The following is a 26052-nucleotide window of genomic DNA, read 5'->3' on the forward strand; positions in this document are numbered from 1 at the left end:
ATGTAGTTATTAGATTGGGATTTGATAGGTTCTTTATCTTTAAAAAACGATTTTTTAGTAAATATGAAAATTAATGCAAACAAGTTTTTTATTACAATAATATACCTATTGAGTGTGTCAATTGTGTTTGCAGGTCCAAATCCACCACCGCCAAACCCAAATAAAAAACCGCCACCACCACCTGGATTGCCTATTGACGAAAATCTATTCGCCCTTTTTATAATTGCAATTCTTATAGGAGCTTATATCATTTACAGACATAACTTAAAAACAAAAACTCCAATTTAAAATTGGAGTTTTTGTTTTTATAATAAATGCGCTTTATTTGCTCGTATATAATTTTGAAATATATTTCCCAATTAGGTCAAATTCAAGATTTACTTTAGTGCCAATGACAAAGGAATTAAAATTTGTATGTTCATATGTATAAGGAATAATAGCAACGCTAAATTCATTTTTTTTAGAATTTACAACAGTTAAACTAACACCATTTACAGTAATCGAGCCTTTTTCTATAGTAATATTTCCAATAGAATCATCATATTCAAAAGTATAATACCAACTTCCATTTGTTTCATTTGCAACCTTGCACGTTCCTACTTGATCCACATGACCTTGAACAATATGACCGTCGAGTCGATCACCCAATTTCATAGCTCTTTCAAGATTGACGCTATCCCCTACTTTTAGATGGGATAAATTTGTTTTTTTTATTGTTTCAGCAATAGCAGTTACGGTATAAGAGCTATTATCAATCGAAACCACCGTCATACATATTCCGTTGTGAGCAACACTTTGGTCAATTTTTAGTTCATTTGTAATTGAGGAGTCAATTGTAATATGCACATTGTCCTTATCATTTTTGATTTCTTGTATTACTCCAAGGGATTCTATTATTCCTGTAAACATTTCTTATTTTATTTTACTAAATTTGCACTTCAAAATTAGCAATAAATAAGTGATGTCATGATAAAAAAAGCAGAAAATATAATCGTTGGAATTTCGATTGGAGATTTAAACGGTATTGGAAGCGAAGTGATTCTTAAAACCTTCGAAGATTCTCGAATGTTAGAATTGTGTACTCCTGTAATTTTTGCCAATGTAAAAGTGGTGTCGTTTATTAAAAAAACCTTAGAGTCAACTTCGATGCTTCAAGGAATCGACAGATTGGATCAAATAGTTTTGGGAAAAATTAATGTTTTAAATGTTTGGCAAGAAGCAGTAGAAATTAATTTTGGTGTAAATGATGAAAAAATTGGAAAATACGCCATAAAATCATTTGTTGCGGCCACTAAAGCTTTAAAAGAAGGTCTTGTTGATGTATTGGTAACTGCTCCAATAAATAAATACAACATCCAATCAGAAGATTTTAAATTTCCAGGACATACCGATTATTTAGACCAAGAACTAGAAGGCAATGCCTTGATGTTGATGGTACAAGACAACTTGAGAGTAGGTTTGTTAACAGACCACATTCCTTTAAATGAGGTTGCATCCCATCTTACAGAAGAATTAATTGTAAAGAAAATCGAAACTATAAAGCAGACGATTATACAAGATTTCAGCATCAACAAGCCAAAAATAGCCGTTTTAGGATTGAATCCACATTGTGGTGATGGAGGCGTAATTGGCAAAGAAGATGATGCTGTTTTAAAACCAGCATTGAAAAAAATATTCGATAAAGGAACTTTGGTTTTTGGTCCTTTTGCTGCCGATGGTTTTTTTGGTAGCAATCAATATGACAAATACGATGCTATTATCGCCACATATCATGATCAGGGGTTAATTCCGTTCAAAACATTATCTTTTGGGAATGGTGTAAATTACACAGCAGGTTTAAATAAAATTAGAACATCGCCAGATCATGGAACGGCATATGACATTGCTGGTAAAGGAATTGCCGATTATAATTCATTCAAAGAAGCCGTTTATTTAGCAATAGATGTGTATAATTCCAGAAATCAGTATGCTGAAATCAGCCAAAAACCATTGAAAACAAAAGAAAAATAGATATAAACAAAAAAAGATTAATAAGATTATTAGATTTCCAATAATTTTATATCTTTGCACTCCCGAAGTTTAGGGCAAATTGTTGTTGAAATGGACAAGAAGAAAGAATTTTTAATTCCTTTTATAGGATTAAAGCTAGGGAAACATCATTTTGAATATCAAATAAATAAGGCGTTCTTTGAAATCTTTGATTATCACGAATTTAATGATTCAGATATCAAAGTAAACGTAGTTTTAGAGAAAAAAAGCACAATGTTAGAGTTGGCTTTCAAGCATAAAGGAACGGTAAACGTGCCTTGCGATATGACAAACGAAGAATTTGATTTGCCCATAAAAGGTAAAATGAAATTAATCGTCCGTTTTGGAGATGCTTTCAACAATGATAATGAAGAGTTGTTGATAGTGCCACACGGAGAGTTTCAAATAGATATTTCGCAATATATTTATGAAATGATTGTTCTTTCTGTTCCTCTAAGACGAATTCATCCAGGTGTTAAAGACGGAAGTTTAAATACAGAAGCCTTAGCAAAACTGAAAGAATTAACCATAAAAGAACTGAAAAAAGAGCATACAAAAGAACAAAAACAAGAAGATACCGACCCACGTTGGGACAAATTAAAGCAACTATTAACGGATAAATAATATAGTAAAATGGCACATCCTAAGAGAAAAACCTCGAAAACAAGAAGAGATAAAAGAAGAACTCATTACACAGCTACTGTAGCTCAAATAGCAACTTGCCCTATCACAGGTGAGGCTCATTTGTATCACAGAGCTTACTGGCATGAAGGAAAAATGTATTACAGAGGGCAAGTTGTTATAGATAAATCTGTAGCTGTTGCTTAATATAATACTGTAAACGATACTTGAACTCTCACTTTGTGAGAGTTTTTTGTTGTTTATAATTTATGTTAAATAAGGACTATCAAAAAGAGAATGATTTGATTTTTTTTTGTATTTTTCGAGTCCTTTAGAAAAATTTTAAATAATAGCATTTGGCTAGAAAAATTTGAATAAAATGAATAAAATCACAGCCGCAATCACAGCTGTTGGAGCCTATGTTCCTGACTATGTACTTACAAATAGTATTCTAGAAACATTAGTCGATACTAATGATGAGTGGATTACTACACGTACTGGGATAAAAGAAAGAAGAATTCTGAAGGATGATGCCAAAGGAACCTCTTATTTAGCAATAAAAGCCGCTCAAGACTTAATTAATAAATCAAATATTGATCCCTTAGAAATTGATTTAGTCTTAGTCGCAACAGCAACAGCAGATATGCTTGTAGCATCGACAGGAGCTTATGTAGCTACCGAAATCGGAGCAACCAATGCCTTTTCTTATGACCTACAATCTGCTTGTTCAAGTTTTTTGTTTGGTATGTCAACAGCCGCAGCTTACATAGAATCAGGAAGATATAAAAAAGTACTATTGATTGGCGCCGACAAAATGTCCTCAATTGTAGATTATACAGATAGAGCAACTTGCATCATTTTTGGTGACGGAGCTGGTGCCGTGTTATTCGAGCCTAACAATGAAGGCCTAGGCTTACAAGACGAATATTTAAGAACAGATGGCGAAGGCAGAGAATTCTTGAAAATGACTGCAGGTGGTTCTCTTTTTCCAGCTTCTTTCGAAACCGTTAGAGACAATCAGCATAATATTATGCAAGACGGAAAAACTGTTTTTAAATATGCTGTTACCAATATGGCCGATGCTTGTGAAACTATTTTGAAAAACAACAATTTGACCAATAATGATGTCCAATGGTTGGTTCCACACCAAGCCAACAAAAGAATTATTGATGCCATTGCAAATCGAATGAATTTAGAAGATTCAAAAGTATTAATGAACATCGAAAGATACGGAAACACTACTTCTGCCACTCTTCCACTAGTTCTAAGTGATTTTGAACATTTATTTAAAAAAGGAGATACAATAATATTTGCTGCTTTTGGTGGAGGATTCTCTTGGGGATCTATTTACCTAAAATGGGCTTACGACAAAAAATAAAATAAAACTTAAAACAAATAATCATGGATTTAAAAGAAATTCAAAATCTAATCAAATTTGTAGCAAATTCTGGAGTTGCAGAAGTTAAATTAGAAATGGATGATGTAAAAATCACCATCAGAACTACACTAGAAGGCAATGTTACCGAAGCTACTTACCTACAAATGCCAACAGCTCAACCAGCACTTCAGCCAGCAGTAGTACCTCAACAAATTGCGCCAGTTGCAACACCTGCAGCACCAGCACCACCAGCAGAAAATTCAAATTACATCACTATAAAATCTCCAATTATTGGAACTTTCTACAGAAAACCATCTCCAGACAAACCTATGTTTGTTGAAGTTGGAAGCACTATCGCAAAAGGAAATGTTCTTTGTGTGATTGAAGCGATGAAATTATTTAACGAAATCGAATCGGAAGTGTCTGGAAAAATCGTTAAAATTTTAGTTGATGACATGTCTCCTGTTGAATACGATCAACCTTTGTTTTTAGTAGATCCGTCTTAATTAATTTATAAATTATGAATTATAAATTATGAATTGGTTTTTATCAATCATAATTTCAAAAACTCATAACTCATAACTCATAACTCAAAATAGATGTTTAAAAAAATACTAATAGCCAACAGAGGAGAAATTGCGCTTCGCATCATTAGAACCTGCAAAGAAATGGGTATCAAGACAGTAGCCGTTTATTCAACTGCTGATGCTGAAAGTTTGCATGTGAAGTTTGCCGATGAAGCCGTTTGTATCGGCCCTCCTCCTAGCAGTTTGTCCTATCTTAAAATGTCAAACATTATTGCTGCTGCCGAAATCACAAACGCAGATGCAATACATCCAGGATATGGTTTTCTTTCTGAAAATTCAAAATTTTCCAAAATTTGTCAAGAACACAATGTGAAATTTATTGGTGCTGCACCAGAAATGATTGACAGAATGGGCGATAAAGCTTCGGCCAAAGCTACTATGAAAGCTGCGGGAGTACCTTGTGTTCCAGGTTCGGACGGTTTGTTAGAATCTTTTGAACAAGCACAAAAACTTTCAAAAGAAATGGGCTATCCAGTGATGTTAAAAGCAACAGCTGGTGGTGGTGGAAAAGGAATGCGAGCTGTTTGGAAAGAAGAAGATTTGCTAAAAGCATGGGAAAGTGCTCGTCAAGAATCGGCAGCTGCATTTGGAAATGATGGGATGTACATGGAAAAACTCATTGAAGAACCAAGACACATCGAAATTCAAATTGTAGGTGATGCTTATGGCAAAGCTTGTCATCTTTCAGAAAGAGATTGTTCGGTACAACGTCGTCATCAAAAATTAACAGAAGAAACTCCTTCGCCATTTATGACCGATGAATTGCGTCAGAAAATGGGAGAAGCGGCCGTAAAAGCAGCAGAATTTATTCAATATGAAGGTGCAGGAACTGTAGAATTTTTGGTTGACAAACACCGTAATTTCTACTTTATGGAAATGAATACTCGTATTCAAGTAGAACACCCAATTACAGAACAAGTTATTGATTATGACTTAATTCGCGAGCAAATTATGGTAGCCGCTGGAATTCCAATTTCGGGTAAAAATTACTTACCAGAATTGCACGCCATCGAATGCCGCATCAATGCCGAAGATCCTTATAATGACTTTAGACCTTCACCAGGAAAAATCACTACGCTACACATGCCAGGTGGTCACGGAGTTCGTTTGGACACTCACGTTTATTCGGGTTATACTATTCCGCCAAATTACGATTCGATGATTGCCAAATTGATTACCACAGCTCAAACGCGTGAAGAAGCAATTAGCAAAATGAGAAGAGCTTTGGATGAATTTGTGATTGAAGGAATCAAAACAACCATTCCGTTTCACAGACAGTTGATGGACGATCCAAAATACATTGAAGGAGATTACACCACTGCTTTTATGGATACTTTTAAAATGAACGATCCAGAATAAGAAAAGGTATTATATATATAAAAACTCGCTGATTTAGCGAGTTTTTTTTATGTTTATTCGATTCAAAATTAGTGTTTGTAGAATGAAACTCTAATAATTTCTAGAAAAATGACAGCCATTTTTATTTTAAAAATGCCACCAATTTTTCAAAACTGTTTAAATCTTTTTCGATTGCACAACTCGAAATTATGGTAGTTTCTAAATGTTTGGTTGGCTTTGAAACCAATAAATATTGAGTTCCATCATCAAAATTTTTCAAATAATCTTTTGGGTTGTATTTAATTGCAGCACCAACTTCAACTTTTGAAGCAGCTACATCTTCAGGGTGCATACCCCAAACTGCGATGTAATTAGAACCTTTATCTGATTTGAAATCTTTGAAATAATTCACACCCGTTACAAACTGAACTTTCGTTTTGCTCAAACAAATAGCTTCAACTTTTGCCTCTCTTTTTCCAGAGAAAACGGTCACTCGAACTAGAATATCTACTTTTTGACCTTTGTATGAAACTCCTTTAGAAATCATTTCCATCCAAGAAGTGGTGTCTGTTTTTCTAACTCGTGCTAAACGATTGCTAACTGGATTTAACGGAACTACTTTTTCGCCATCCCAAAGTTTAACACCTCCAAGTCCAACGGTTGCATTCACTTTATAATAATCAGCTCCCCATCCTTCTTTTTGTTGTTCTGGAGTTGGATACCAATTTGCTTTTCTCAATTCTAGCCCCAAATTGGGTTTGGAATACACATCAATAGCTACTTTTTCATTGAAATAAATTCGGAGTGCCATCCATTCGTTTTCAATTGCTGGCCCGTGGTGTCCAATTGTTTTGTATAAATCGCCAGATTCAGAACCTATATCAGTAAGATAGGTGACCTTATCTGACTTCATATAAAGGCTTGTATCCGTATTGTTTTGACCAAAACAAATTCCACAAAACAGTAAAAAAGCAATAAATGATGTTTTCATAATTATCTATGTTATCGATTACAATTAATTTTAGTAAAAGTAATTAAACCATATAAAATTACCTAAAAATTTCTCTTTATTGATAGAAAAAGAGAAAGTGTATCCTGAAAATTTACAAAGTTTCTTTCAACCATTTATAAAATTCTCTCTGCCAAACCAAAGCATTTTGAGGTTTCAAAACCCAATGATTTTCTTCTGGAAAATAAAGGAATCTACTTTGTATTCCAAGCATTTGTGCCGCCTGAAAAGCTTCTTGACCTTGTCCAATAGGAACTCTAAAATCATTTCCACCTTGAATAATTAAAATAGGCATATTCCATTTTTGAACATTGTTAATAGGATTAAATACAGTGTAGGCTTTTTGCGCTACTGCATTGTCTTTTTCCCAATAAGCGCCACCAAAATCCCAATAATTAAAGAACACTTCTTCGGTAGTACCAAACATACTTTGCGTATTGAAAACTCCGTCGTGAGCAATGAAAGTTTTGAATCGATTGTTGTGAATTCCAGCCAAATAAAACGCTGAATAACCTCCATAACTAGCACCAACACAACCCAAACGGTTTTTGTCAACATAGTTTTCTTTGGCAACATCGTCAATGGCTGAAAGGTAATCCTGCATTACTTGTCCGCCCCAATCTTTGCTAATTTGTTCGTTCCATTCCACACCGTGCCCCTGCATTCCACGACGATTCGGGGCTACAACAATATAACCTTGAGCCGCCATTAATTGGAAATTCCAGCGGAAAGAATAAAATTGTGTCAATGCCGATTGTGGTCCACCTTGACAATACAATAAAGTTGGGTATTTTTTGGAAGCGTCAAAATGGGGAGGAAGAATAACCCAAACTAACATTTTTTTACCATCCGTTGTAGTGACATATCTTCTTTCGGTTTTGCTTAACGCCAATGAATTATAAATTTCTGTGTTGACATTCGTCAATTGATGCCAAGTTTTTTGCTGCAAATTATAGGAATAAATTTCGGCAGCGTGATTCATATCCGTTCGAGTTACGAAAATACTATCACCCGATAAAGCAATCAAACCAGTAACATCAAAATCGCCATTGGTCAATTGGATGACTTGTGGTAATTTCTTGGTCACCCCAGGAAAATCGACTTCAAACAGTTGAATTGTTCCGTCTATTGGGGCTTGAAAATATACTTTTTTGCCGTCAGGACTCCAAAGAAAACTTTCTACTGTTCCATCCCAATGGGCTGTTAAATTGATATTGATTCCTTTGAATTGAACAATAATGTCGTTTTTATCGGCTTCATAACCATCGCGTTTCATTTGCAACCAAGTTAAATTTCCTGTTGGAGAAAATGCTGGATGAGTGTCATACCCTAAATTGCCTTCAGTTTTATTAGTTGTTTTTCCGGTTTCTAAATTATATTCATATAAATCGGTATTTGTGCTAATGGCATAAGCGGTTCCGGCTTTTTTCTTGCAAACATAAATAATGCTTTTGCTATCTGGCGACCAAATATAATCTTCGTCTCCTCCAAAAGGTTTTTGCGGACTATCGAAATTTTCACCTTTCAAAATATCTATTCCATCCGCACCTTCTTTATTTCCTTTATAAAAAACATGATTGAATTTGCCTTCGTTCCATTTGTCCCAATGACGATAATCCAAACCATTGTAGATTTGAACATTCGATTTGTCTAATTCAGGATAAAAATCTTTGCCGTGAACTTTGTCGATTTTCACTTCTTGGTCATAAACAATAAATTTTCCGTCTGGAGAAATATTTTTGTCATTCAACACTTCTTTGGTAGAAGTAATTTCGATTGGATTTCCACCATTTATAGGCAAAGAATAGAATTTTGAATTGGATTTATTCTCTTCGGCTGAAGGAGTGTCCACCTTGTAAATTATATTTTTTCCATCTTTAGAAAGTCCAAGAGCCGAAACTCTTCCTAATTTTAAAAGTAATTCTGGAGACATTGCGTTTTGCGCCATCGCATTTAAGTTTATCATTATCAGTATTATAAAAGCTATTTTTTTCATTATAAATTGGGGATTTTTATAGTTTTAAAAATACAAAAACCAATCAGAATACGATGAAGTTATTTCTAGCAAATTTTAGAAATAAGAAGCAATTTTTTTTACTTTTATAAAAAAATCAGTTTTAACAGAATGGCGACAAAAATAACATCGAAAAAAACAAAAAAACCAGCAAAAAAAGATACTGGAACTTTCAGGAGCAAAGTCTCTAGGTTTTTATTCAAAGCAATGTTGTGGTTTTTTGGGGTGTCTATCTTTCTTGTGGTATTATTTAAGTTTGTGCCCGTTCCATTCACACCTTTGATGGTGATTCGAACCATAGAAAATAAGCTCGCTGGCAAAGAAAATTATTATAGCCACGACTGGGAACCCATAGAAAACATTTCGCTTAATTTGCAAAAAGCCGTAATTGCGAGTGAAGATGGAACTTTTCTGAGCCATCACGGTTTTGATTTTACAGCCATGCAAAAAGCCTATAAAAACAATGAAAGAGGGAGACGGATAAAAGGAGGAAGTACCATTTCGCAACAAACCGCTAAAAACGTTTTTCTTTGGCAAGGCAGAAGCTATTTGCGCAAAGGTTTGGAAGCTTATTTTACGATTTTGATAGAACTAATTTGGGGCAAAGAGCGCATTATGGAAGTCTATCTCAACAGCATCGAAATGGGAAATGGGATTTATGGAGCCCAAGCTGCAACGCAACATTGGTACCGAAAAGATGCTAAGAGTCTTACCAAAATTCAAGCCGCTGGAATTGCAGCTATTTTGCCGAATCCAAGAAAATATTCAGCGACCAGTTCTTCTTCTTATATCAATCGCAGAAAAGACAAAATTGTCCGTATAATGAGGCATATTGGCAAAATTAACTATTAAAAAAATGCTATAATTTAAATTACACATTCCTACTAAAGTGTAATTAACGATTTTTTACTGATTTATTTCAGTAAAAATCCTTGCCATTCGTGGCTAAAAAACTTTGTACCTTTGCACCTCAACACTAATTTAAATAATGAATGAAGATTGTTTCATTCCTGCAATACTATGATTGAAGATAAAAACCCACAACGAACCAGTATTGCTCAATTGGGCGAATTTGGATTGATAGAACACTTGACCAAAAACTTTGAAATCAATCAAACCTCGACCATAAAAGGCATTGGTGATGATGCTGCTGTTTTGAATTTTGCAGACAAAAAAGTTGTAGTTTCAACAGATATTTTGGTGGAAGGAGTTCATTTTGATTTGGCTTATATGCCTTTGAAACATTTAGGATACAAAGCTGTTGTAGTCAATGTTTCGGATATTTGTGCTATGAATGCAAAAGCAACACAAATTTTAGTTTCGATTGCAGTTTCAAATCGTTTTCCACTAGAAGCATTAGAAGAATTATTCGACGGAATTTCGCTAGCTGCAAATGAATATAAAATAGATGTTATTGGTGGTGACACTACTTCTTCTCAAAAAGGTATGATTATCAGCATTACAGTTCTTGGTGAAGCAGATGAAAATGAAATTGTGTATAGAAATGGAGCGGGACAAACTGACTTATTAGTAGTAACTGGAGATATTGGCGCTGCCTACATGGGATTACAAGTTTTAGAAAGAGAAAAACAAGTTTTTCAGGTAAACCCCAATTCGCAACCCGATTTAGATGCTTATACCTATTTAATTGAACGCCAATTAAAGCCAGAAGCCCGTAAAGACATTCGCACTTTATTGCACGCATTGGAAATACAACCAACAGCAATGATAGATATTTCAGACGGATTGTCTTCTGAGATTATGCATATTTGCAAACAATCCAAAGTGGGTTGTAATTTATATGAAGACAAATTGCCTCTTGATCCGCAATTTATGAATGTTTGCGAAGAATTTAACCTTGATGCAACCACTGTAGCAATCAATGGTGGCGAAGATTATGAATTACTCTTCACGATTAAAATGGAAGATTTTGAAAAAATAAAAGGAAATCCAAATTTCACAATTATTGGACATATGACCCAAGAAAGCGAAGGAATTCATTTGGTAACTCGTGCCAACACTAGAATTCCGCTGAAAGCTCGTGGCTGGAATGCTTTGAGTGAAGAATAAAAAAACCAAAAACGGCGCTGATTATGCGCCGTTTTCTTTTCTTGTATTTAATAGTTTAAAAAAGCAAACCTCTATTTTTAGCGACTCTCACTAATTCAATATCAGTTTCGTCAGTAATACTTAATAATTTTTTCAAATTCATTTTCCTTTTTTCAATAGCACTTAAAGAAATTGGAACATATTGTGGAATATCTTTTGTTTTTGTCCCTTTTGAGATGTGAAAAAGAATTTGTTTGTCGAAAAGATCAATTTCTATAGTTTCAAGTTCAGATTGATCTAACATTTTTTGAATAGATTGACTGTAATAAATTTCGTTGTTGATGACTTTATTAAATCCAAAAAGCAACTCGTCAAATGTTAAATCATTTTTTATAACAAGCCCAAGAGGGTTTATAGCATCTATTATAGTTCTAATTTTCAGCAATTCAGTGTACATAGTTAGCAAAATAATTTTACAGTTTGGCATATATTGATGTAACAATATTGCTAAATCTTCACCTGAAAAAATTCCTTTTTCATCATAAGAAGGCATACTTATATCTAAAAAAGCAACGTCAAAAGGCGGTGTTTCTGGGTTGGTTATAATATTATATCCAGATTCACAGTCTTTGGCTTCGGTTATAAAAAACTCATATTGGTTTGGATTGTACCTTGTAATTGCATTTTTATAACCTTGAATGATAAACGGATGATCATCTACAATTAATATATTATTCTTAATAGTTATATCGGCTGTTGATTCAGATGTCATTTTTTGTAATTTTTTATTAATTTGGTATTGTAACTTTAATTTTTGTTCCTTCTCCTTTTTTTGATTTAACTTCAAAAGTGCCCTGGCATTCATTCACTCTGGAAAGCATATTTTGCAACCCAATTCCTTTTTTGGCTTTATTCACATTAAAGCCAATTCCGTCATCACTTATATGTAATAATAATTCATTGACACCTTTTTTAAATTCTACCTTTATTTCATTGGCAAAAGCATATTTATTTGTGTTTTGGAGTGATTCTTGAATTATTCGGTACAAATTTATTTTAACAGCATTACTTATTAAATCCCATTTTATGTTAGAATCAATATGGGAAATTAATTTTGAATTATACGTTTTGTTTTGTTTTTCAAAAAGGATGTCTACAATGGCTACGAAGTTATTAATTAATTCCGATTTCTCCCTATTCAAATCATGTGAAATTTCACGAATATCCTGCTCGATATTTTTCAGTTCTATTATGTAGCTGTTTCTCTGCTCAGAAGCAAGTTCATCGTTTATTTTATTTAAACTATCTAAATTCATACGCACACCAAACATTCTACCCAAAACACCATCATGCAATTCTTGAGCTACACGTTTTTTTTCAATTACTCTGATGGTTTCAACATTATTCTGCTGCGAAATCATTAAATTGTAGATTTCCTCATTAGCTCTTTGTTGCTCTTGCTTGTACAAAAGCTCTCTATTTTTAGCTTTTTGCGCTTTAATGATATACAAAAACATCCCTAGAATCAAAATCGACCCAAAAATATAAACCAAATTCCTGTTTTGAGTTGTTAAATCAGTATTTTCTTGTTTGATTTCGTCGGTTTCATACTCAATACGAGTGAATTTTTCTTCCATTTTTCGCTCAGCCTTTTGCAAACTATCATTGATATGAATGTATTCTTTGTTGTATTCAGCAGCTTTTGTTGGTTCTATAATAGCCAATTGTTTTAATGGCAATAAATAATTTCTCCTGTTTTTCGATTTTTCAGCGGTATGAAGTGCTTCTTTCGAATATTGCAAAGCTTTTGAAACATCCTTTTTGGAAGCAAAATATTCTGACAAATGGATTTTTGTTGTAATAATTCCTGTAGTCAATTGTAGACTATCTCTAATTCTGAGAGATTCATAAAACAATTCGGGAAGTCCAGATGATTCTTCTATCTTAAATCTTGAATAGCCTAAATTATCCAACAATATTGCATATACAAATGGCTTATAAATAATTAAATCTTTTTTTTGTTCTAAGCCTTTTTGAAAATATGGAATAGCCTTTTTGTGTTGATTCATATTTTGATAAACAAAACCCATATTGTTCATCGAAGTGGCCATAGATTGAAACTCAATTGGAGTTGGATTTTCATTTAAACTTTTCAAAGCTTTATTATGATACTCAATGGCTTTATTATATTCTCCTAATTCATTATAAACTAGACCTAAAAGGTTATACAATTCATATAACGTTTCGTCTGCATTTACTCCTTTTAAGACACGCAATGCTTTGAAAGCTGATATTTCACAACCTAAAAAGTCGCTTTCTTTATATTGCAATTGTGCTTTATTTAACCGTGTTTTGGCTAAATTAATATTATCATTTTGTTGAAGATATATTTTTTCGGCTTTGAAATAATATGTAAAAGCAGTATCAGAAACGCCTTGTGATACATAATAATCCCCCAAATACGAATACGCTTTGGCTATACTCACAGTATCCTTACTTATTTCTGATTTTTCTAATACAATTTTTGCTATTTCTTGATATTTTTTCCAATCGTTCAAATTATAATAACGGTTGGCCACTCTAAACAAATTGACTCTTTGCAAAGAATCGTTTTCTTGATCAATAATAATAGTAAACGCTTTCTGAATGTATTCCTGCCTTTTTTTAGTGGAAGAACTAAAATCATTGGCTTTAGATAGATAAGCAGAAAGACTATCCTCTGAGGAAGTAGTCGTTTGATTTTCTGTATTTTTTTTAGTACATCCTAAGAAAATCAACAGCAATAATAACAATATGGAGTAGGCGTTTTTCAATAGTTGTTTTGAATTTCATCAAAAATACTAAAATAAAACTATTGACATAAAAAAAGGTTATCAAAAAATGATAACCTTTATAAATTTAAGTCTTATTTAAAACAAGTAAATCAGTCTAATCTAACATTTCCACCTGTAGCTCCATTGCCTGAGGCTTCTAATCTTGGATTTCCACCTGTAGCTCCATTTCCAGAAGCTTCTAATCTTGGATTTCCACCTGTTGCGCCATTTCCAGAAGCTTCTAATCTTGGATTTCCACCTGTTGCGCCATTTCCTGAGGCTTCTAATCTTGGATTTCCACCTGTTGCACCATTTCCTGAGGCATCAATTTTAGTTTCTGGTGTAGTGAAAGATGTTAATATCATTACTAATGTTAATAATCCGATGGTTAAGAATGACTTTTTCATAGTTTGGGTTTTTTATGTTTTTAATACGTTTTTACATTTTTTGGTGACCTTCATAGTGAAGTATCACGGTGTAAAACTACATCGGTTATCTTAAATTTTGCAGTAAAATCAAGGGGTTTTGGTAGAATGCACTCGTTTGATAGTGAATGACCATCAAATCTGGGTGGATGGATTTTTTTAAATTTCCAAATAATTGCCATTGGCAAATTCGGAGATAATTAAATCAACATTTTCCTTATAAGATTTTGAAAATGGAAGTTTTGTGGTAGTGTTTTTAATATAACAAACCGCATTTCCAGTATGAATTCTGGAAATATAATTACGATTTACAATATAACTGTTGTGAATTCTAGCAAAAGGATAAGGCAAAACACCTTCAAAATGCTTTAATGTTTTGAAAGCGGTAACCATTTCACCATTATTTAAATGGATATCTGTTGAATTATTATCGGCTTGAAAATAGCAAATATCACTGGCGTCAATGTATCGATAATCACCATAAGATTTAATACATAATACTAGAGGTTGTTCAACATTTGGTTTTGATTGTTGTATATAGGTTTCTGGAATTTGTCCCTCTAAAAGCTCTTGTGTCTCATCGAGAGCTACAACATCATCTTCTGTTGTATCATCAGAAGTAGTTTGTAATTGGTCGTCTAAAAGCTCTTGATCGTTTTCATTTAGAATTAGAATTTCCTCTTCTAATGTCTCTTGAACATCAACAGGAGTTTGTAGGTGTTCTTCTAAAAGCTCTTGATCGTTTTCATTTAGAATTAGAATTTCTTCTTCTATGGGCTTTTGAACATCAACAGGAATTTTTGGTTGTTCTACTTTAGTCTCCTGATGGGCTACTTGATTTTGAGCAATAAAACCATCATCCTCTCCAATTGATTTTTTTATTTTAAGAATCGATTTTATTAAATCAATTTTCTGAACTGGCTTAATTATATAATCTGCCACTTCATATTGTATGGCTTCAAATGCCAAATCTTTCTTGCTGGTAGTTATAATAATTTTAGGAATTACCTTCAAATACCGATACAATTCATTGATAAGAGCCAATGACAAATTGCTTGCTGTATCAGCTGGGTCAATTTCCAGAAAAATTAATTTGGGAGAATGCTCTAGAATTAAATTTAAACCATCCGCATAGTTATTTGCCGAAGCTACAAAGACAAGCTCCGAAAACCCGTCAGCAATTGCTTTGGTTTTCAAAACACTTTCTTGATTGTCGTCAATAATAATGTACGGGTAATTCATCAATGTTTTGTCCTAATTTGTTAGGCATAACATTAGACGTTTAAAGTAAATACTTTAAAATATTAAGCAATTTTGGTAGTTTTGGGGAAACTAATTAAATAAAATCATATAAAAAGACTCTATTTAACAAGCTAAAAGTAAACATTTACATCATTTTACATTTAAGTTGTTAATATGTTAGTAACAAATGTTAATACATTAAAATTAACTGCAAATAAATCCGATAAAATGCAATATATTAATACTTTATTCTCATTCTAAATATATAAAACAGCGCATCAATAATCAGAAAAATTTTATACATTTGAAATAAAAATAAAACTATGAAAAAATTATTTGTACTAATTTGTTTTTCTGTATTTGCTTTTGGCTACAGCCAAGAGAAAGAAAAAGAAAAAATTGATTTTCCAAGAAATGAAATTAAAGGAAACGCCCTCATACTAATTGCTGGTGGATTGGAAGTTACTTATGAACATTTATTAAATGAGGAATCTGGAATGGGGATATCAGTATTTGCACCATTCGTAAAAGATTTTGACACTAAATTCAGTTTAACTCCATATTACCGTTTTTATTTTGGAGAAAAACCTGCTGCCGGCTTTTTTGTTGAAGGGTTTGGTATGTTCAATACCTTTGAATATAGTGAGGATTGGCTTTTTAACGAAACTCCAATAGAATTCACAAAAAGACAATCGGATTTTGCCCTTGGTTTTGGATTGGGAGGAAAATGGGTAACAAAGAGAGGCTTTGTAGTAGAAGTAAATGGAGGTATCGGTCGAAATTTATTTAATTCATTAAGTGAAGATTATGGACATCAATTCGTTGGTCGTGGCGGAGTATCTTTGGGTTATCGCTTTTAAAATTCACAAAACATCATACAAGAAAGGCTTCTCAATGAGAAGCCTTTCTTTTTATAAATAAATGTGTAATTACATTTTCATCAACCAATTTTTCATCGAAACTTCATTTTCGATAATCGATTTTAAGTCTGCAATCGCTACACGATCTTGTTTCATTGTATCTCTGTGACGAATGGTTACTGTTTGGTCTTCGATAGTTTGATGATCTACCGTGATACAGAAAGGAGTTCCTAAAGCATCTTGCCTTCTGTAACGACGACCTACAGCATCTTTTTCGTCATAAGCAACATTGAAATCCCAACGCAAATCGTCGATGATTTTATTGGCAATTTCTGGTAATCCATCTTTTTTAACCAAAGGTAAAATAGCCGCTTTTGTTGGTGCTAAAACCGCTGGAAGTTTCAAAACTGTTCTGGTTGAACCGTCTTCCAAAGTTTCTTCTTTTAATGAAGTTGAGAAAATTGCCAAGAACATTCTATCCAATCCTACAGAAGTTTCCACTACATAAGGAACATAATTTTGGTTCAATTCGGCATCAAAATACTGTAATTTTCTACCTGAATATTGTTCGTGGGCTTTTAAGTCAAAATCGGTACGAGAGTGAATTCCTTCTAATTCTTTGAATCCAAAAGGGAAATTAAACTCAATATCGGCAGCTGCATTCGCATAGTGTGCTAATTTTTCGTGATCGTGAAAACGGTAATTTTCTTTTCCTAAACCAAGAGACAAATGCCAGTTCAAACGAGCTGTTTTCCAATGTTCGTACCATTGCATTTCTTCGCCTGGACGCACAAAAAATTGCATTTCCATTTGTTCGAATTCCCGCATACGGAAGATGAATTGTCTGGCTACGATTTCATTTCTAAAGGCTTTTCCAGTTTGTGCAATACCAAAAGGAACTTTCATTCTTCCTGATTTTTGAACGTTCAAGAAGTTGACAAAAATACCTTGAGCGGTTTCTGGACGCAAATACAAATCCATTGCCGTATCTGCAGAAGCTCCTAATTTGGTACCAAACATCAAGTTGAATTGACGCACTTCGGTCCAATTTCTAGAACCTGATTCCGGACAAGCAATTTCTAATTCTTCGATTAGTGCTTTTACGTCTTCTAAATCGCCATTACCCAAAGAACGTCCCATTCTTTCTAAAATTTCTCTTTCTTTAGCCAAATATTCGACCACTCTTGCGTTGGTTGTGATGAATTCTTGTTCATTGAAAGCTTCTCCAAAACGAACTTTCGCTTTTTCAATTTCTTTTTTTGCTTTTAGATTTAGCTTTTCGGCATAATCTTCAATCAAAACATCGGCACGGTATCTCCTTTTGGAATCTTTGTTGTCTATCAATGGATCGTTGAAGGCATCCACGTGACCCGATGCTTTCCAAGTGGTTGGGTGCATCAAAATCGCTGCATCCAAACCAACAATGTTATCGTTCATTTGAACCATTGCTTTCCACCAATATTCGCGTATGTTCTTTTTTAACTCTACTCCGTTTTGTGCATAATCATAAACTGCACTCAAACCATCGTATATTTCGCTTGACGGAAAAATAAATCCGTATTCTTTTGCGTGCGAAACTACATTCTTAAATAAATCTTCTTGTTTTGCCATAGTGGTGCAAAAATATAAAAAGTGAACTTAAAAAAAGAAACATTTTTAAAGTTTGAAGCATTGATTTTGCTATTTTTATAAAAATTTGGCTTTTTTATGTTCAAAAGCATTGTCAATCTCTTTTTTCCTCCCGTTTGTGCTGGTTGTCATTCGTTTCTAGTATCGAATGAAAACGTGATTTGTACCCTTTGCAGGCATAATCTTCCGTTGACCAATCATCATTTGAATCCAGAAAACGAGGCTTTCAAAAAGTTTTATGGTCGAATTCCTGTCGAACATTCTTCGGCAATGTTATATTTTCATAAAAAAGGAATTGTTCAGGAATTGATTCACAATCTGAAATACAAAGGTCAAGAAGAAATTGGAACAGTTTTGGGCGAATGGTATGCTTATGAATTGAAAAACATAGAAACACTTCAATCTGTCGATGAAATTATTCCTGTACCTTTGCATAAAAGAAAATACAGAGAAAGGGGCTACAATCAGTTGACAAATTTTGGAAAAACTCTTTCTAAAAAACTGAATATTCCTTATAACTCTAATGTTTTGGTTAGGAATATTTACTCCAAAACCCAATCTCGAAAAAGTTTTTTGAATCGAAGCGAAGGTATAGACACCATTTTTGATGTTAATTTTTCCGAAAAAGATCACGGCAAACATTTTTTATTGATTGATGATGTATTGACCACCGGCTCGACTTTAGAAGCTTGCTCTCACGCTTTACTAAAAATTCCAGGGACAAAAATCAGCATTGTCTGTATGGCCATGGCGCATTCTTGATTTTTCCAATCAAACAAGACCTAACCCGTTTTTGAAACCTGTAAGGTCTAAAAAGACTAATAATTTCATAAAAATTTCGATTACAGCGAATATAATTGTTATTTTGTAGCTTCTAAATTTTGATTTCTTATGTTGAAAAACAACTATAAATATATTTTGTTGTTACTTATATTAGTAATGACAAGTTGCGCTAAAAGAGGAAGTATTACAGGCGGTTTGAAAGATACACTTGCGCCGGTTGTGAAATTGAGTTTTCCAAAAAACTATAGCACTAATTTTAAAGGAACGGAAATCAAACTGACTTTTGACGAATATATTAAGTTGAAAGACCTAAAAAAACAATTGATTATTTCGCCTCCCTTGAAAAATGAACCTTTGATTTTACCAACAAGTGTGGGCAAATTTATTAGCATAAAAATAAATGACACTTTGCAAGCCAACACTACTTATAATTTCAATTTTGGACAAAGTATTGAGGATAATAATGAAGGAAATCCGCTCAACCAATTCAAATATGTGTTTTCGACAGGTTCTTATATCGATTCGCTTTCCATTTCTGGAGCTGTAAAAGACGCTTATACAAAGGATGTTGAATCTTTTGTTTCGGTGATGCTTTATGATGTAAATGACAAATTCAATGATTCAGTAGTTTACAAAGGAACTCCAAGATATATTACAAATACTTTGGACAGTTTGAAAACTTTCAAATTAGAGAATTTAAAAGCGGGGAAATACCTTCTTGTGGCGATGAAAGATTATGGTTCTAATAATAAATTCAACCCTAGTAAAGATAAAATTGCTTTTAATAAACAATTTGTCACCATTCCGAACGACACTATCTTTGAACTAAAATTATTCAAAGAAGTACAGCCTTTTAAAGCCATAAAGCCTATTCAAGCCTCTGGAAACAGATTGATTTTTCCGTATGAAGGAAAAGCAGATGGAGTAAAATTGGCCTTGAAAAACAAAGGTGTCGATTTGCCTATCATCATCACTAAATTTCCCAAAAAGGATTCACTTCAGGTTTGGTATAAACCTTTAAAAACGGATTCACTTTCTCTCGCAGTTTCTAAAGAAAAATACAACAAGAATTTTACGTTTAAATTTAAAGAACAGAAAAAAGACAGTTTAAATATAACCGCTCTTCAAAATGGCGTTTTGAATTTTAGAGAACAATTTACGATAGAAAGCGCAACACCATTGACAAAATTCGACAATTCGAAGATAAAACTCACTAACAAAGATTCGGTTGCTGTGCCTTTTACAACTAAATATGATGAGTATAACCAAAGATTGTTTTTTGATTTCAAAAAAGATTTTTCGCAAAATTATACTTTCAAGATGCTGCCTGGAGCAATGACCGATTATTTAGAAAAAACAAACGACACCTTAATTTATAGATTATCCACCAAAGAATTAGAAGATTATGGTAATCTAAAGGTGAATTTACAAAACGTTAAACGCTTTCCGGTAATGGTTCAACTGACTAATCAAGCAGGTGATGTAGTTGCAACAGAATATACCGAAACCAATACAAAAGTAGAATTCAATTTGGTAGAACCTGCTTTGTATTTACTCAGGGCTATTTATGACAACAATAAAAATAAGGAGTGGGATTCGGGAAATTATCTCGAAAAACGTCAAGCCGAAGAAGTGGTCTATCTTTCGAAAGAAATTGATATTCGTGCCAATTGGGATGTAGAACAAGTTTTTGATTTGAGTATTCCATACACTCCAGAACCCAAAAAGAAAGTGGACAAAAATAAAGTGGAGAAGAAAAAGAAATCAGGGTTTTAAGTCAAAAGAATCTTTATCATTGAGAAATCCTAACCTATTTCTTGCTTCAAGGAGTTTTTCTTTGTTTAATTCTATCACAAAAACACCTTCGTTTTCTTGTGGTTCCAAAACATAATTCCCCATAAAATCAACCACTTGCGAATGACCATCGTGTTCGAAATTGTTATTGTCCAAACCTACTCTGTTCACGCCAATAGTATAACACATATTTTCGACCGAACGGGCTTTAAGTAAAATATCCCAAGCTTGAATTCTTACTTTTGGCCAATTGGCAACATAAAGTAATACGTCATACTCTTCGACATTTCGAGCAAAAACAGGAAAACGCAAATCGTAACATACAAGCGGACAAATTTTCCAACCATTATACTCTACAATCAATTTTTCTTCGCCAGCTGTATAGACTTTATCTTCGCCAGCCAGCGTAAACAAATGTCGTTTATCATAAATCTGAATTTCACCAGACGGAAAAACAAATACCAATCGATTGTAGAAATTGTCGTTTTCTTTGATGACTAAACTTCCTGTAATCGCACAGTTTTTGGCTTTTGCCAAAGATTGCATCCACAAAAACGTTTCTCCTTGCATCGTTTCAAAAACAGCTTTAGGATTCATCGTAAAACCCGTTGAAAACATTTCTGGCAAAACAATCAAATCTACTTTTTCAGTAAGAGCATTGATTTTTTCTTCGAAATGGTTTCGATTGGCTTGGGGATTTTCCCAAATTAATGAGGATTGGATTAAGGCGATTTTCATTTTTTGTTAAATAATACCAAAATTACATAAAATAGAATTATCCACAACAGTGTAACTTATTTATCAGGGAAAACCCCGAATTTTTAAAATGGTCAATTCCCCTGATGAATGAATTGTTTGATGAATATAACTTGCATCAAAAATTTAAAGCAATTATAAAAAGTAAACCAATGAAAAATTCAATTACAAAAATCGCTACAGTTATAACGCTATTGTTATGCAATACGTTTTATGCTCAAAACATTATTACAGTTGATAATAATGTCAATTCATCTGCCAATTATACTTCATTGCAAACTGCAATCGACAATGCGCAGGAAAACGATTTTATCCACCTCTATCCCTCTGAAACTAGTTATGGCAGTTGTACTATTAAGAAAAAACTGCATCTTAGGGGTATTGGACATTCACCAGAAATAACTAACGGAGTAGGAGCAACCATAGCCTCGATAACTTTTGATAGAAGTACTACACCTGCAACAAATCCAACAGGAAGTTCCATTTCTGGGCTAATTATCTCAGGAATTTCTACAATTTATAGTTCAGGCACTCCTTTTTCGTTTAGCGATATTGTGTTGGAAAATAATAGAATAGCTAATATTTTAACAGCAACAAGTTGCCATAATTGGATAATTAGAGGAAATGTTATTACGGGTTATGTCTCTATTGAAACTAATAATCACAATTGGCAATTTGTTAATAATTTCTTTAATAGTAGTGTTTTTAGTGCAGTTCTTACGAATTTAAGAAACGATTGTGTTGTCTCAAATAATATTTTTCTGCGTTCAAATATGAGCGGTACTTCTTATGTTATTTTTTCTAATTGCTTCAATATAGCCAGCAACAATATGTTTATTGCTCAAAATGCAACAGTAACAGCAATTGACGTAACTAGTGGCGGTTCAAATGTATTATTATCCAATAGCCTTAGCTTTAATACCACAGGCACAACCTTGACAGACCTTTCTGGTACAGGAAATTATAATAACACAAATCCTTCTTTTGTATTGGCGCCAACACTAACTAGCTATTCCGTTACCAATGATTATCACTCTAGCAATGCGACACTATTGGGCACTGACGGAACAACAATTGGAATTTATGGATTGAATTTTCCTTTTAGCAAAAGAGGTTATTCATTTTCAATGCCTTACATAGAATCAATGACAATACTAAACCCACAATACCTGCAAATGGAACATTGCAAATTAATTTAACTGCCAAATCGAATTGATTTTTGTTAGAGTTATTTTTTTTAAATTAATCTAAAAAATCCAATGCGATGAAATCAATCCTAACCTTATTAGTACTATTGCTCTTTGGGAATCTCTATTCTCAAAGCGACATCAACCAAGCCGAATATTATTTTGATACCGATCCAGGTTTTGGCAGTGCCAATGCTATTACGGTGAGTGCTGGAAATACTTTTACACTTACTAATTATAGTATTGCCACACAAAACCTCCCCGAAGGCATTCATTTTCTATACATCAGATGCAAAGATGCCAACAACAAATGGAGTTTACCAATGCGAAAAGTAATGTACATTCATCCTAATCTTAATGCTAGTTCGCCTATTACTAATGCTGAATATTATTTTGATACCGATCCGGGTTTTGGCAGTGCAATGCCATTACTATAAACGCAGGAAATACCTTTACACTCACCAATTATAACATTGCCACTCAAAACCTCCCTGAGGGCATTCATTTCTTGTACATCAGATGCAAAGATGCCAACAACAAATGGAGTTTACCGATGCGAAAAGTAATGTACATTCATCCTAATCTTAATGCTAGTTCGCCTATTACTAATGCTGAATATTATTTTGATACCGATCCGGGTTTTGGCAGTGCAATGCCATTACTATAAACGCAGGAAATACCTTTACACTCACCAATTATAACATTGCCACTCAAAACCTCCCTGAGGGCATTCATTTCTTGTACATCAGATGCAAAGATGCCAACAACAAATGGAGTTTACCGATGCGAAAAGTAATGTACATTCATCCTAATCTTAATGCTAGTTCGCCTATTACTAATGCTGAATATTATTTTGATACCGATCCGGGTTTTGGCAGTGCCAATGCCATTACTATAAACGCAGGAAATACTTTAACACTCGCCAATTACAACATTGCCACACAAAACCTGCCCGAAGGCATTCATTTTCTATACATCAGATGCAAAGATGCCAACAACAAATGGAGTCTCCCGATGCGAAAAGTAATGTACATTCATCCTAATCTTAATGCTAGTTCGCCTATTACTAATGCTGAATATTATTTTGATACCGATCCAGGAGTTGGCCTAGCAAATGCAATAAGCCTAACCGCTGGAACTACAGTAAATCAAAGTTTTGACGTAGTTACTAATGGTTTAGCGGTAGGCAATCACAATCTATTTGTAAGAGTAAAAAATCAAGATGGTGTTTGGAGTGTCATTAGCAAAAAGGTTTTTACGTTGACCAGCCCACTTTCTGTTTCAGAAAATATGTATTTTGAGGCACAAGCGTTTCCCAATCCCACGACTGGATTTGTAACAATTCAACTACCACAAAACGAAAGCATTCGCAAAATCGAAATTATAGATATGCTTGGCAAAATAGTGGTTTCGCAAAATAGTTCGTCAAACACAATAGACCTTGAAACCTTACACTCTGGAATTTATTTCATCAAAGCTTTTGCCGATGAAAAAGTGTTTTTGAAGAAAATAATTAAACAGTAAAAAAATTATGAAAAAATTATTACTTATAATACTTACAGCAATAAGTGCCAGTGCTTTTGGACAAAATTTTACGTATAACGGTATTAATTATACCATTAACGATGCTACCAATTTTAAAGTTGCTGTTGGAAGCAATACTGGTTTTTCGGGTGATGCTAACATCCCAAGTACTGTTGTATATAATAGCCAAAATTACGAGGTAAATGCTATCGGAGTTAATGCTTTTTATAATTGTATGGGGTTAACTTCTGCAACTATTCCTAATTCGGTTACTACTATTGGAGAAGCTGCTTTTAGAGAATGTAGAGGTTTAACATCGGTTACTATTCCTAATTCGGTTATTACTATTGGAGAATCTGCTTTTAAAGAATGTAGAATTTTAACTTCGATTGCTATTCCTAATTCGGTCTCAACTATTGGAGCAGATGCTTTTTACAATTGCCGAATTTTAACTTCAATTACTATTCCTAATTCGGTTACTTCTATTGGCGAGGGGGCTTTTGAATTTTGTGTAAGTTTGCCATCGGTAACAATCCCTAGTTCTATTACAGCTATTCAAGGGTATGTTTTTGCCAATTGTTTTTCCTTAACTTCGGTTACAATTCCTGCCTCGGTTACAACTATTGGCGAGGCGGCTTTTTATTATTGTTATAATTTACCATCGATTGTTATTCCTAATTCTGTTACTTCTATCGGAACATTTGCCTTTAGAAAATGTTTAAGTTTAGCATCGGTAACTATCCCTGATTCGATTACTGCTATAGCAAATGAAACTTTTGGAGAATGTGCAAGTTTAACGTCTGTAACCATACCAAATTCAGTAACTTCTATTGGCAATGTCGCTTTTAATTCCTGTTCAAGTTTAACTTCACTTACCATTCCTAATTCGGTAACGTCTATTGGCGAGGGGGCATTTCAAAACTGTTCAAAACTGGTTTCGGTTACTATTCCCAATTCAGTTACAACTATGGGGTCTTATGCTTTTTATAATTGTATAAAATTAGCATCGGTTACCATTCCTGATTCAATGACTTCTATTGGAACTGGAATTTTTTATGAATGTTCAGGATTAACTTCGGTCACGATCCCAAATTCAGTTACATCTATAGGTAGTACTGCCTTTTATCGTTGTTATAAATTAACTTCCATCACTATTCCTAATTCGGTTACATCTATTGGAGCCAGCGCATTCTCTGGCTGCTATGGCTTAACTTCTTTTACCATTCCAGATTCAGTTACTTCTATAGGTAGTGCTGCTTTTCATCAATGTATTGCTTTACCTTCTATAATTATCCCCAATTCGGTTACTAGTCTTGCAACGGATACTTTTGCCTATTGTGCGGGATTAACCTCAATAACAATTCCAAATTCGGTTACTTCAATCGGAGATACGGCTTTTCAAAATTGTATAGGTTTAACATCTATAACCTTTCCTGATTCTGTAACTTCAATAGGTGCTTATGCCTTATATAATTGCAAAAAATTAGCTTCAGTAACAATTCCAAAATCAGTTACGGTTATCAAAAATGGTGCTTTTTCATACTGCCCGGTCCTAACTACGGTAAACTGCTATATCCCAACACCTTTAGTAATTAATTCTACTGTATTTCAAGAAGTTAATCAAGCAATATGTGCCTTAAATGTGCCTTCGGGAGCCGAAACAATGTATAGAACTGCCGCAATTTGGACCAATTTTAACCCAATAAACGGCACTTTGGCTACTGATAGTTTTGATATTAAAAACAATCTTTCTGTTTATCCAAATCCAACAACAGGAATTATTTCTGTTTCAAATCAGGATATGCTAGCCATTGACAAGGTTGAAATTATAGATGTTTTTGGAAAAACGGTAATGATTACAACAACAATAAATTCTCAAATAGATCTTGGTGGGTTACCTCAGGGAGTTTATATTTTTAAAATACATTCTAAAGAAACCATTTTTGTTAAAAAGATTATCAAACAGTAACAGCTTACAGGATATTTTATAGAAAAAAGCGGCATACTATTACTAT

At 33.6% G+C, this 26052-nt stretch carries 26 protein-coding genes; 17 read left to right on the forward strand and 9 right to left on the reverse strand.

Translation table 11 applies throughout. The features are described 5' to 3' along the window. Positions 1-63: 63 nt before the first annotated feature. On the forward strand, positions 64-288 hold the full coding sequence (locus C3L50_RS07755; protein ID WP_133158860.1) for a hypothetical protein: 225 nt from the start codon (positions 64-66) through the stop codon (positions 286-288). 33 nt (positions 289-321) lie between these two features. On the opposite strand, the gene C3L50_RS07760 is transcribed toward C3L50_RS07755, so the two are convergent. Then, positions 322-909 (reverse strand): riboflavin synthase, encoded by a 588-nt coding sequence (locus tag C3L50_RS07760; protein ID WP_103805608.1) that lies wholly within the window; start codon positions 907-909, stop codon positions 322-324. A gap of 57 nt (positions 910-966) precedes the next feature. Between C3L50_RS07760 and pdxA the strand changes: the two genes are divergently transcribed. The 6 genes from pdxA to accC all read left to right on the forward strand — a co-directional run bounded on the left by pdxA (position 967) and on the right by accC (position 5973). Then, on the forward strand, positions 967-2010 hold the full coding sequence (gene pdxA, locus C3L50_RS07765) for a 4-hydroxythreonine-4-phosphate dehydrogenase PdxA (RefSeq protein ID WP_103805609.1): 1044 nt from the start codon (positions 967-969) through the stop codon (positions 2008-2010). A 90-nt stretch (positions 2011-2100) separates the two neighbouring features. Continuing rightward, positions 2101-2652, forward strand: a complete 552-nt coding sequence (locus tag C3L50_RS07770; RefSeq protein WP_103805610.1) for a YceD family protein — start codon at positions 2101-2103, stop codon at positions 2650-2652. Positions 2653-2661: 9 nt separating this feature from the next. Beyond that, positions 2662-2856, forward strand: a complete 195-nt coding sequence (gene rpmF / locus C3L50_RS07775; protein ID WP_103805611.1) for a 50S ribosomal protein L32 — start codon at positions 2662-2664, stop codon at positions 2854-2856. Between the two features lie 172 nt (positions 2857-3028). Then, positions 3029-4027: a beta-ketoacyl-ACP synthase III gene (locus C3L50_RS07780; protein WP_103805612.1), complete on the forward strand. Its 999-nt coding sequence runs from the start codon at positions 3029-3031 to the stop codon at positions 4025-4027. Between the two features lie 23 nt (positions 4028-4050). After that, positions 4051-4533, forward strand: a complete 483-nt coding sequence (gene accB, locus C3L50_RS07785) for an acetyl-CoA carboxylase biotin carboxyl carrier protein (RefSeq protein ID WP_103805613.1) — start codon at positions 4051-4053, stop codon at positions 4531-4533. A gap of 93 nt (positions 4534-4626) precedes the next feature. After that, the gene (gene accC / locus C3L50_RS07790; RefSeq protein WP_103805614.1) at positions 4627-5973 is read left to right on the forward strand and encodes an acetyl-CoA carboxylase biotin carboxylase subunit; all 1347 of its coding nucleotides are present in this window, start codon (positions 4627-4629) and stop codon (positions 5971-5973) included. A gap of 121 nt (positions 5974-6094) precedes the next feature. Here accC and C3L50_RS07795 read toward each other — a convergent pair whose 3' ends face one another. After that, the gene (locus C3L50_RS07795; RefSeq protein ID WP_103805615.1) at positions 6095-6943 is read right to left on the reverse strand and encodes a DUF4861 family protein; all 849 of its coding nucleotides are present in this window, start codon (positions 6941-6943) and stop codon (positions 6095-6097) included. A 112-nt stretch (positions 6944-7055) separates the two neighbouring features. Continuing rightward, positions 7056-8957, reverse strand: a complete 1902-nt coding sequence (locus tag C3L50_RS07800; protein WP_103805616.1) for a S9 family peptidase — start codon at positions 8955-8957, stop codon at positions 7056-7058. 129 nt (positions 8958-9086) lie between these two features. Between C3L50_RS07800 and mtgA the strand changes: the two genes are divergently transcribed. Together mtgA and thiL are read left to right on the forward strand one after the other, a co-directional pair. Next, a complete protein-coding gene (gene mtgA, locus C3L50_RS07805; protein WP_103805617.1) occupies positions 9087-9827 on the forward strand; it encodes a monofunctional biosynthetic peptidoglycan transglycosylase in 741 nt (246 codons plus the stop codon). A gap of 168 nt (positions 9828-9995) precedes the next feature. Further along, positions 9996-11045 carry a thiamine-phosphate kinase gene (gene thiL / locus C3L50_RS07810; protein WP_103805618.1) on the forward strand — a complete coding sequence of 350 codons (1050 nt, stop codon included), beginning with the start codon at positions 9996-9998 and terminating at the stop codon, positions 11043-11045. A 55-nt stretch (positions 11046-11100) separates the two neighbouring features. On the opposite strand, the gene C3L50_RS07815 is transcribed toward thiL, so the two are convergent. The 4 genes from C3L50_RS07815 to C3L50_RS16475 form a co-directional block, all read right to left on the reverse strand. Next, on the reverse strand, positions 11101-11796 hold the full coding sequence (locus tag C3L50_RS07815; RefSeq protein ID WP_103805939.1) for a response regulator: 696 nt from the start codon (positions 11794-11796) through the stop codon (positions 11101-11103). A gap of 16 nt (positions 11797-11812) precedes the next feature. Beyond that, positions 11813-13837 carry a tetratricopeptide repeat-containing sensor histidine kinase gene (locus C3L50_RS07820; RefSeq protein ID WP_243400352.1) on the reverse strand — a complete coding sequence of 675 codons (2025 nt, stop codon included), beginning with the start codon at positions 13835-13837 and terminating at the stop codon, positions 11813-11815. Between the two features lie 110 nt (positions 13838-13947). Beyond that, entirely contained in the window at positions 13948-14244 is a 297-nt protein-coding gene (locus C3L50_RS07825) for a 3-oxoacyl-ACP reductase (RefSeq protein WP_133158861.1), read from the reverse strand. 177 nt (positions 14245-14421) lie between these two features. Continuing rightward, positions 14422-15504: a LytR/AlgR family response regulator transcription factor gene (locus C3L50_RS16475; RefSeq protein ID WP_243400353.1), complete on the reverse strand. Its 1083-nt coding sequence runs from the start codon at positions 15502-15504 to the stop codon at positions 14422-14424. A gap of 323 nt (positions 15505-15827) precedes the next feature. Here C3L50_RS16475 and C3L50_RS07840 point away from each other — a divergent pair, with 323 nt between their 5' ends. After that, positions 15828-16364: a DUF3575 domain-containing protein gene (locus C3L50_RS07840; protein WP_103805621.1), complete on the forward strand. Its 537-nt coding sequence runs from the start codon at positions 15828-15830 to the stop codon at positions 16362-16364. A 69-nt stretch (positions 16365-16433) separates the two neighbouring features. Here the strand turns inward: C3L50_RS07840 and C3L50_RS07845 are convergent, their stop codons facing one another. Further along, positions 16434-17975 carry a glycine--tRNA ligase gene (locus C3L50_RS07845; RefSeq protein WP_103805622.1) on the reverse strand — a complete coding sequence of 514 codons (1542 nt, stop codon included), beginning with the start codon at positions 17973-17975 and terminating at the stop codon, positions 16434-16436. A 96-nt stretch (positions 17976-18071) separates the two neighbouring features. On the opposite strand from C3L50_RS07845, the gene C3L50_RS07850 reads away from it, so the two are divergent. Both C3L50_RS07850 and C3L50_RS07855 read left to right on the forward strand, forming a co-directional pair. Beyond that, entirely contained in the window at positions 18072-18755 is a 684-nt protein-coding gene (locus C3L50_RS07850) for a ComF family protein (RefSeq protein WP_103805623.1), read from the forward strand. Between the two features lie 129 nt (positions 18756-18884). Further along, a complete protein-coding gene (locus tag C3L50_RS07855; protein ID WP_103805624.1) occupies positions 18885-20552 on the forward strand; it encodes an Ig-like domain-containing protein in 1668 nt (555 codons plus the stop codon). On the opposite strand, the gene C3L50_RS07860 is transcribed toward C3L50_RS07855, so the two are convergent. Beyond that, the gene (locus tag C3L50_RS07860; protein WP_103805625.1) at positions 20541-21308 is read right to left on the reverse strand and encodes an amidohydrolase; all 768 of its coding nucleotides are present in this window, start codon (positions 21306-21308) and stop codon (positions 20541-20543) included. The genes C3L50_RS07855 and C3L50_RS07860 overlap by 12 nt on opposite strands. Positions 21309-21478: 170 nt before the next feature. Between C3L50_RS07860 and C3L50_RS07865 the strand changes: the two genes are divergently transcribed. From C3L50_RS07865 to C3L50_RS07880, 5 genes are all read left to right on the forward strand, one after another. Then, complete coding sequence (locus C3L50_RS07865; RefSeq protein WP_133158862.1) at positions 21479-22525, forward strand: right-handed parallel beta-helix repeat-containing protein; 1047 nt, start codon at positions 21479-21481, stop codon at positions 22523-22525. A gap of 65 nt (positions 22526-22590) precedes the next feature. Next, positions 22591-22950, forward strand: a complete 360-nt coding sequence (locus C3L50_RS07870) for a hypothetical protein (RefSeq protein ID WP_103805627.1) — start codon at positions 22591-22593, stop codon at positions 22948-22950. A 71-nt stretch (positions 22951-23021) separates the two neighbouring features. Beyond that, entirely contained in the window at positions 23022-23180 is a 159-nt protein-coding gene (locus C3L50_RS16315) for a hypothetical protein (protein ID WP_165783989.1), read from the forward strand. Between the two features lie 71 nt (positions 23181-23251). Further along, positions 23252-24037: a T9SS type A sorting domain-containing protein gene (locus C3L50_RS07875; protein WP_103805628.1), complete on the forward strand. Its 786-nt coding sequence runs from the start codon at positions 23252-23254 to the stop codon at positions 24035-24037. Between the two features lie 7 nt (positions 24038-24044). Beyond that, the gene (locus C3L50_RS07880) at positions 24045-26006 is read left to right on the forward strand and encodes a leucine-rich repeat domain-containing protein (protein WP_103805629.1); all 1962 of its coding nucleotides are present in this window, start codon (positions 24045-24047) and stop codon (positions 26004-26006) included. Positions 26007-26052: the final 46 nt, after the last annotated feature.

Source organism: Flavobacterium alvei, from assembly GCF_002920895.1.
Lineage (GTDB): Bacteria > Bacteroidota > Bacteroidia > Flavobacteriales > Flavobacteriaceae > Flavobacterium > Flavobacterium alvei.

What these genes read in the sequence shown, in the direction of transcription:
- C3L50_RS07755 (WP_133158860.1), top strand. Translation starts at nt 64, where the DNA reads ATGAAAATTAATGCAAACAAGTTTTTTATTACAATAATATACCTATTG.
- C3L50_RS07760 (WP_103805608.1), bottom strand. Translation starts at nt 909, where the DNA reads ATGTTTACAGGAATAATAGAATCCCTTGGAGTAATACAAGAAATCAAA.
- pdxA (WP_103805609.1), top strand. Translation starts at nt 967, where the DNA reads ATGATAAAAAAAGCAGAAAATATAATCGTTGGAATTTCGATTGGAGAT.
- C3L50_RS07770 (WP_103805610.1), top strand. Translation starts at nt 2,101, where the DNA reads ATGGACAAGAAGAAAGAATTTTTAATTCCTTTTATAGGATTAAAGCTA.
- rpmF (WP_103805611.1), top strand. Translation starts at nt 2,662, where the DNA reads ATGGCACATCCTAAGAGAAAAACCTCGAAAACAAGAAGAGATAAAAGA.
- C3L50_RS07780 (WP_103805612.1), top strand. Translation starts at nt 3,029, where the DNA reads ATGAATAAAATCACAGCCGCAATCACAGCTGTTGGAGCCTATGTTCCT.
- accB (WP_103805613.1), top strand. Translation starts at nt 4,051, where the DNA reads ATGGATTTAAAAGAAATTCAAAATCTAATCAAATTTGTAGCAAATTCT.
- accC (WP_103805614.1), top strand. Translation starts at nt 4,627, where the DNA reads ATGTTTAAAAAAATACTAATAGCCAACAGAGGAGAAATTGCGCTTCGC.
- C3L50_RS07795 (WP_103805615.1), bottom strand. Translation starts at nt 6,943, where the DNA reads ATGAAAACATCATTTATTGCTTTTTTACTGTTTTGTGGAATTTGTTTT.
- C3L50_RS07800 (WP_103805616.1), bottom strand. Translation starts at nt 8,957, where the DNA reads ATGAAAAAAATAGCTTTTATAATACTGATAATGATAAACTTAAATGCG.
- mtgA (WP_103805617.1), top strand. Translation starts at nt 9,087, where the DNA reads ATGGCGACAAAAATAACATCGAAAAAAACAAAAAAACCAGCAAAAAAA.
- thiL (WP_103805618.1), top strand. Translation starts at nt 9,996, where the DNA reads ATGATTGAAGATAAAAACCCACAACGAACCAGTATTGCTCAATTGGGC.
- C3L50_RS07815 (WP_103805939.1), bottom strand. Translation starts at nt 11,796, where the DNA reads ATGACATCTGAATCAACAGCCGATATAACTATTAAGAATAATATATTA.
- C3L50_RS07825 (WP_133158861.1), bottom strand. Translation starts at nt 14,244, where the DNA reads ATGAAAAAGTCATTCTTAACCATCGGATTATTAACATTAGTAATGATA.
- C3L50_RS16475 (WP_243400353.1), bottom strand. Translation starts at nt 15,504, where the DNA reads ATGAATTACCCGTACATTATTATTGACGACAATCAAGAAAGTGTTTTG.
- C3L50_RS07840 (WP_103805621.1), top strand. Translation starts at nt 15,828, where the DNA reads ATGAAAAAATTATTTGTACTAATTTGTTTTTCTGTATTTGCTTTTGGC.
- C3L50_RS07845 (WP_103805622.1), bottom strand. Translation starts at nt 17,975, where the DNA reads ATGGCAAAACAAGAAGATTTATTTAAGAATGTAGTTTCGCACGCAAAA.
- C3L50_RS07850 (WP_103805623.1), top strand. Translation starts at nt 18,072, where the DNA reads ATGTTCAAAAGCATTGTCAATCTCTTTTTTCCTCCCGTTTGTGCTGGT.
- C3L50_RS07855 (WP_103805624.1), top strand. Translation starts at nt 18,885, where the DNA reads ATGTTGAAAAACAACTATAAATATATTTTGTTGTTACTTATATTAGTA.
- C3L50_RS07860 (WP_103805625.1), bottom strand. Translation starts at nt 21,308, where the DNA reads ATGAAAATCGCCTTAATCCAATCCTCATTAATTTGGGAAAATCCCCAA.
- C3L50_RS07865 (WP_133158862.1), top strand. Translation starts at nt 21,479, where the DNA reads ATGAAAAATTCAATTACAAAAATCGCTACAGTTATAACGCTATTGTTA.
- C3L50_RS07870 (WP_103805627.1), top strand. Translation starts at nt 22,591, where the DNA reads ATGAAATCAATCCTAACCTTATTAGTACTATTGCTCTTTGGGAATCTC.
- C3L50_RS07880 (WP_103805629.1), top strand. Translation starts at nt 24,045, where the DNA reads ATGAAAAAATTATTACTTATAATACTTACAGCAATAAGTGCCAGTGCT.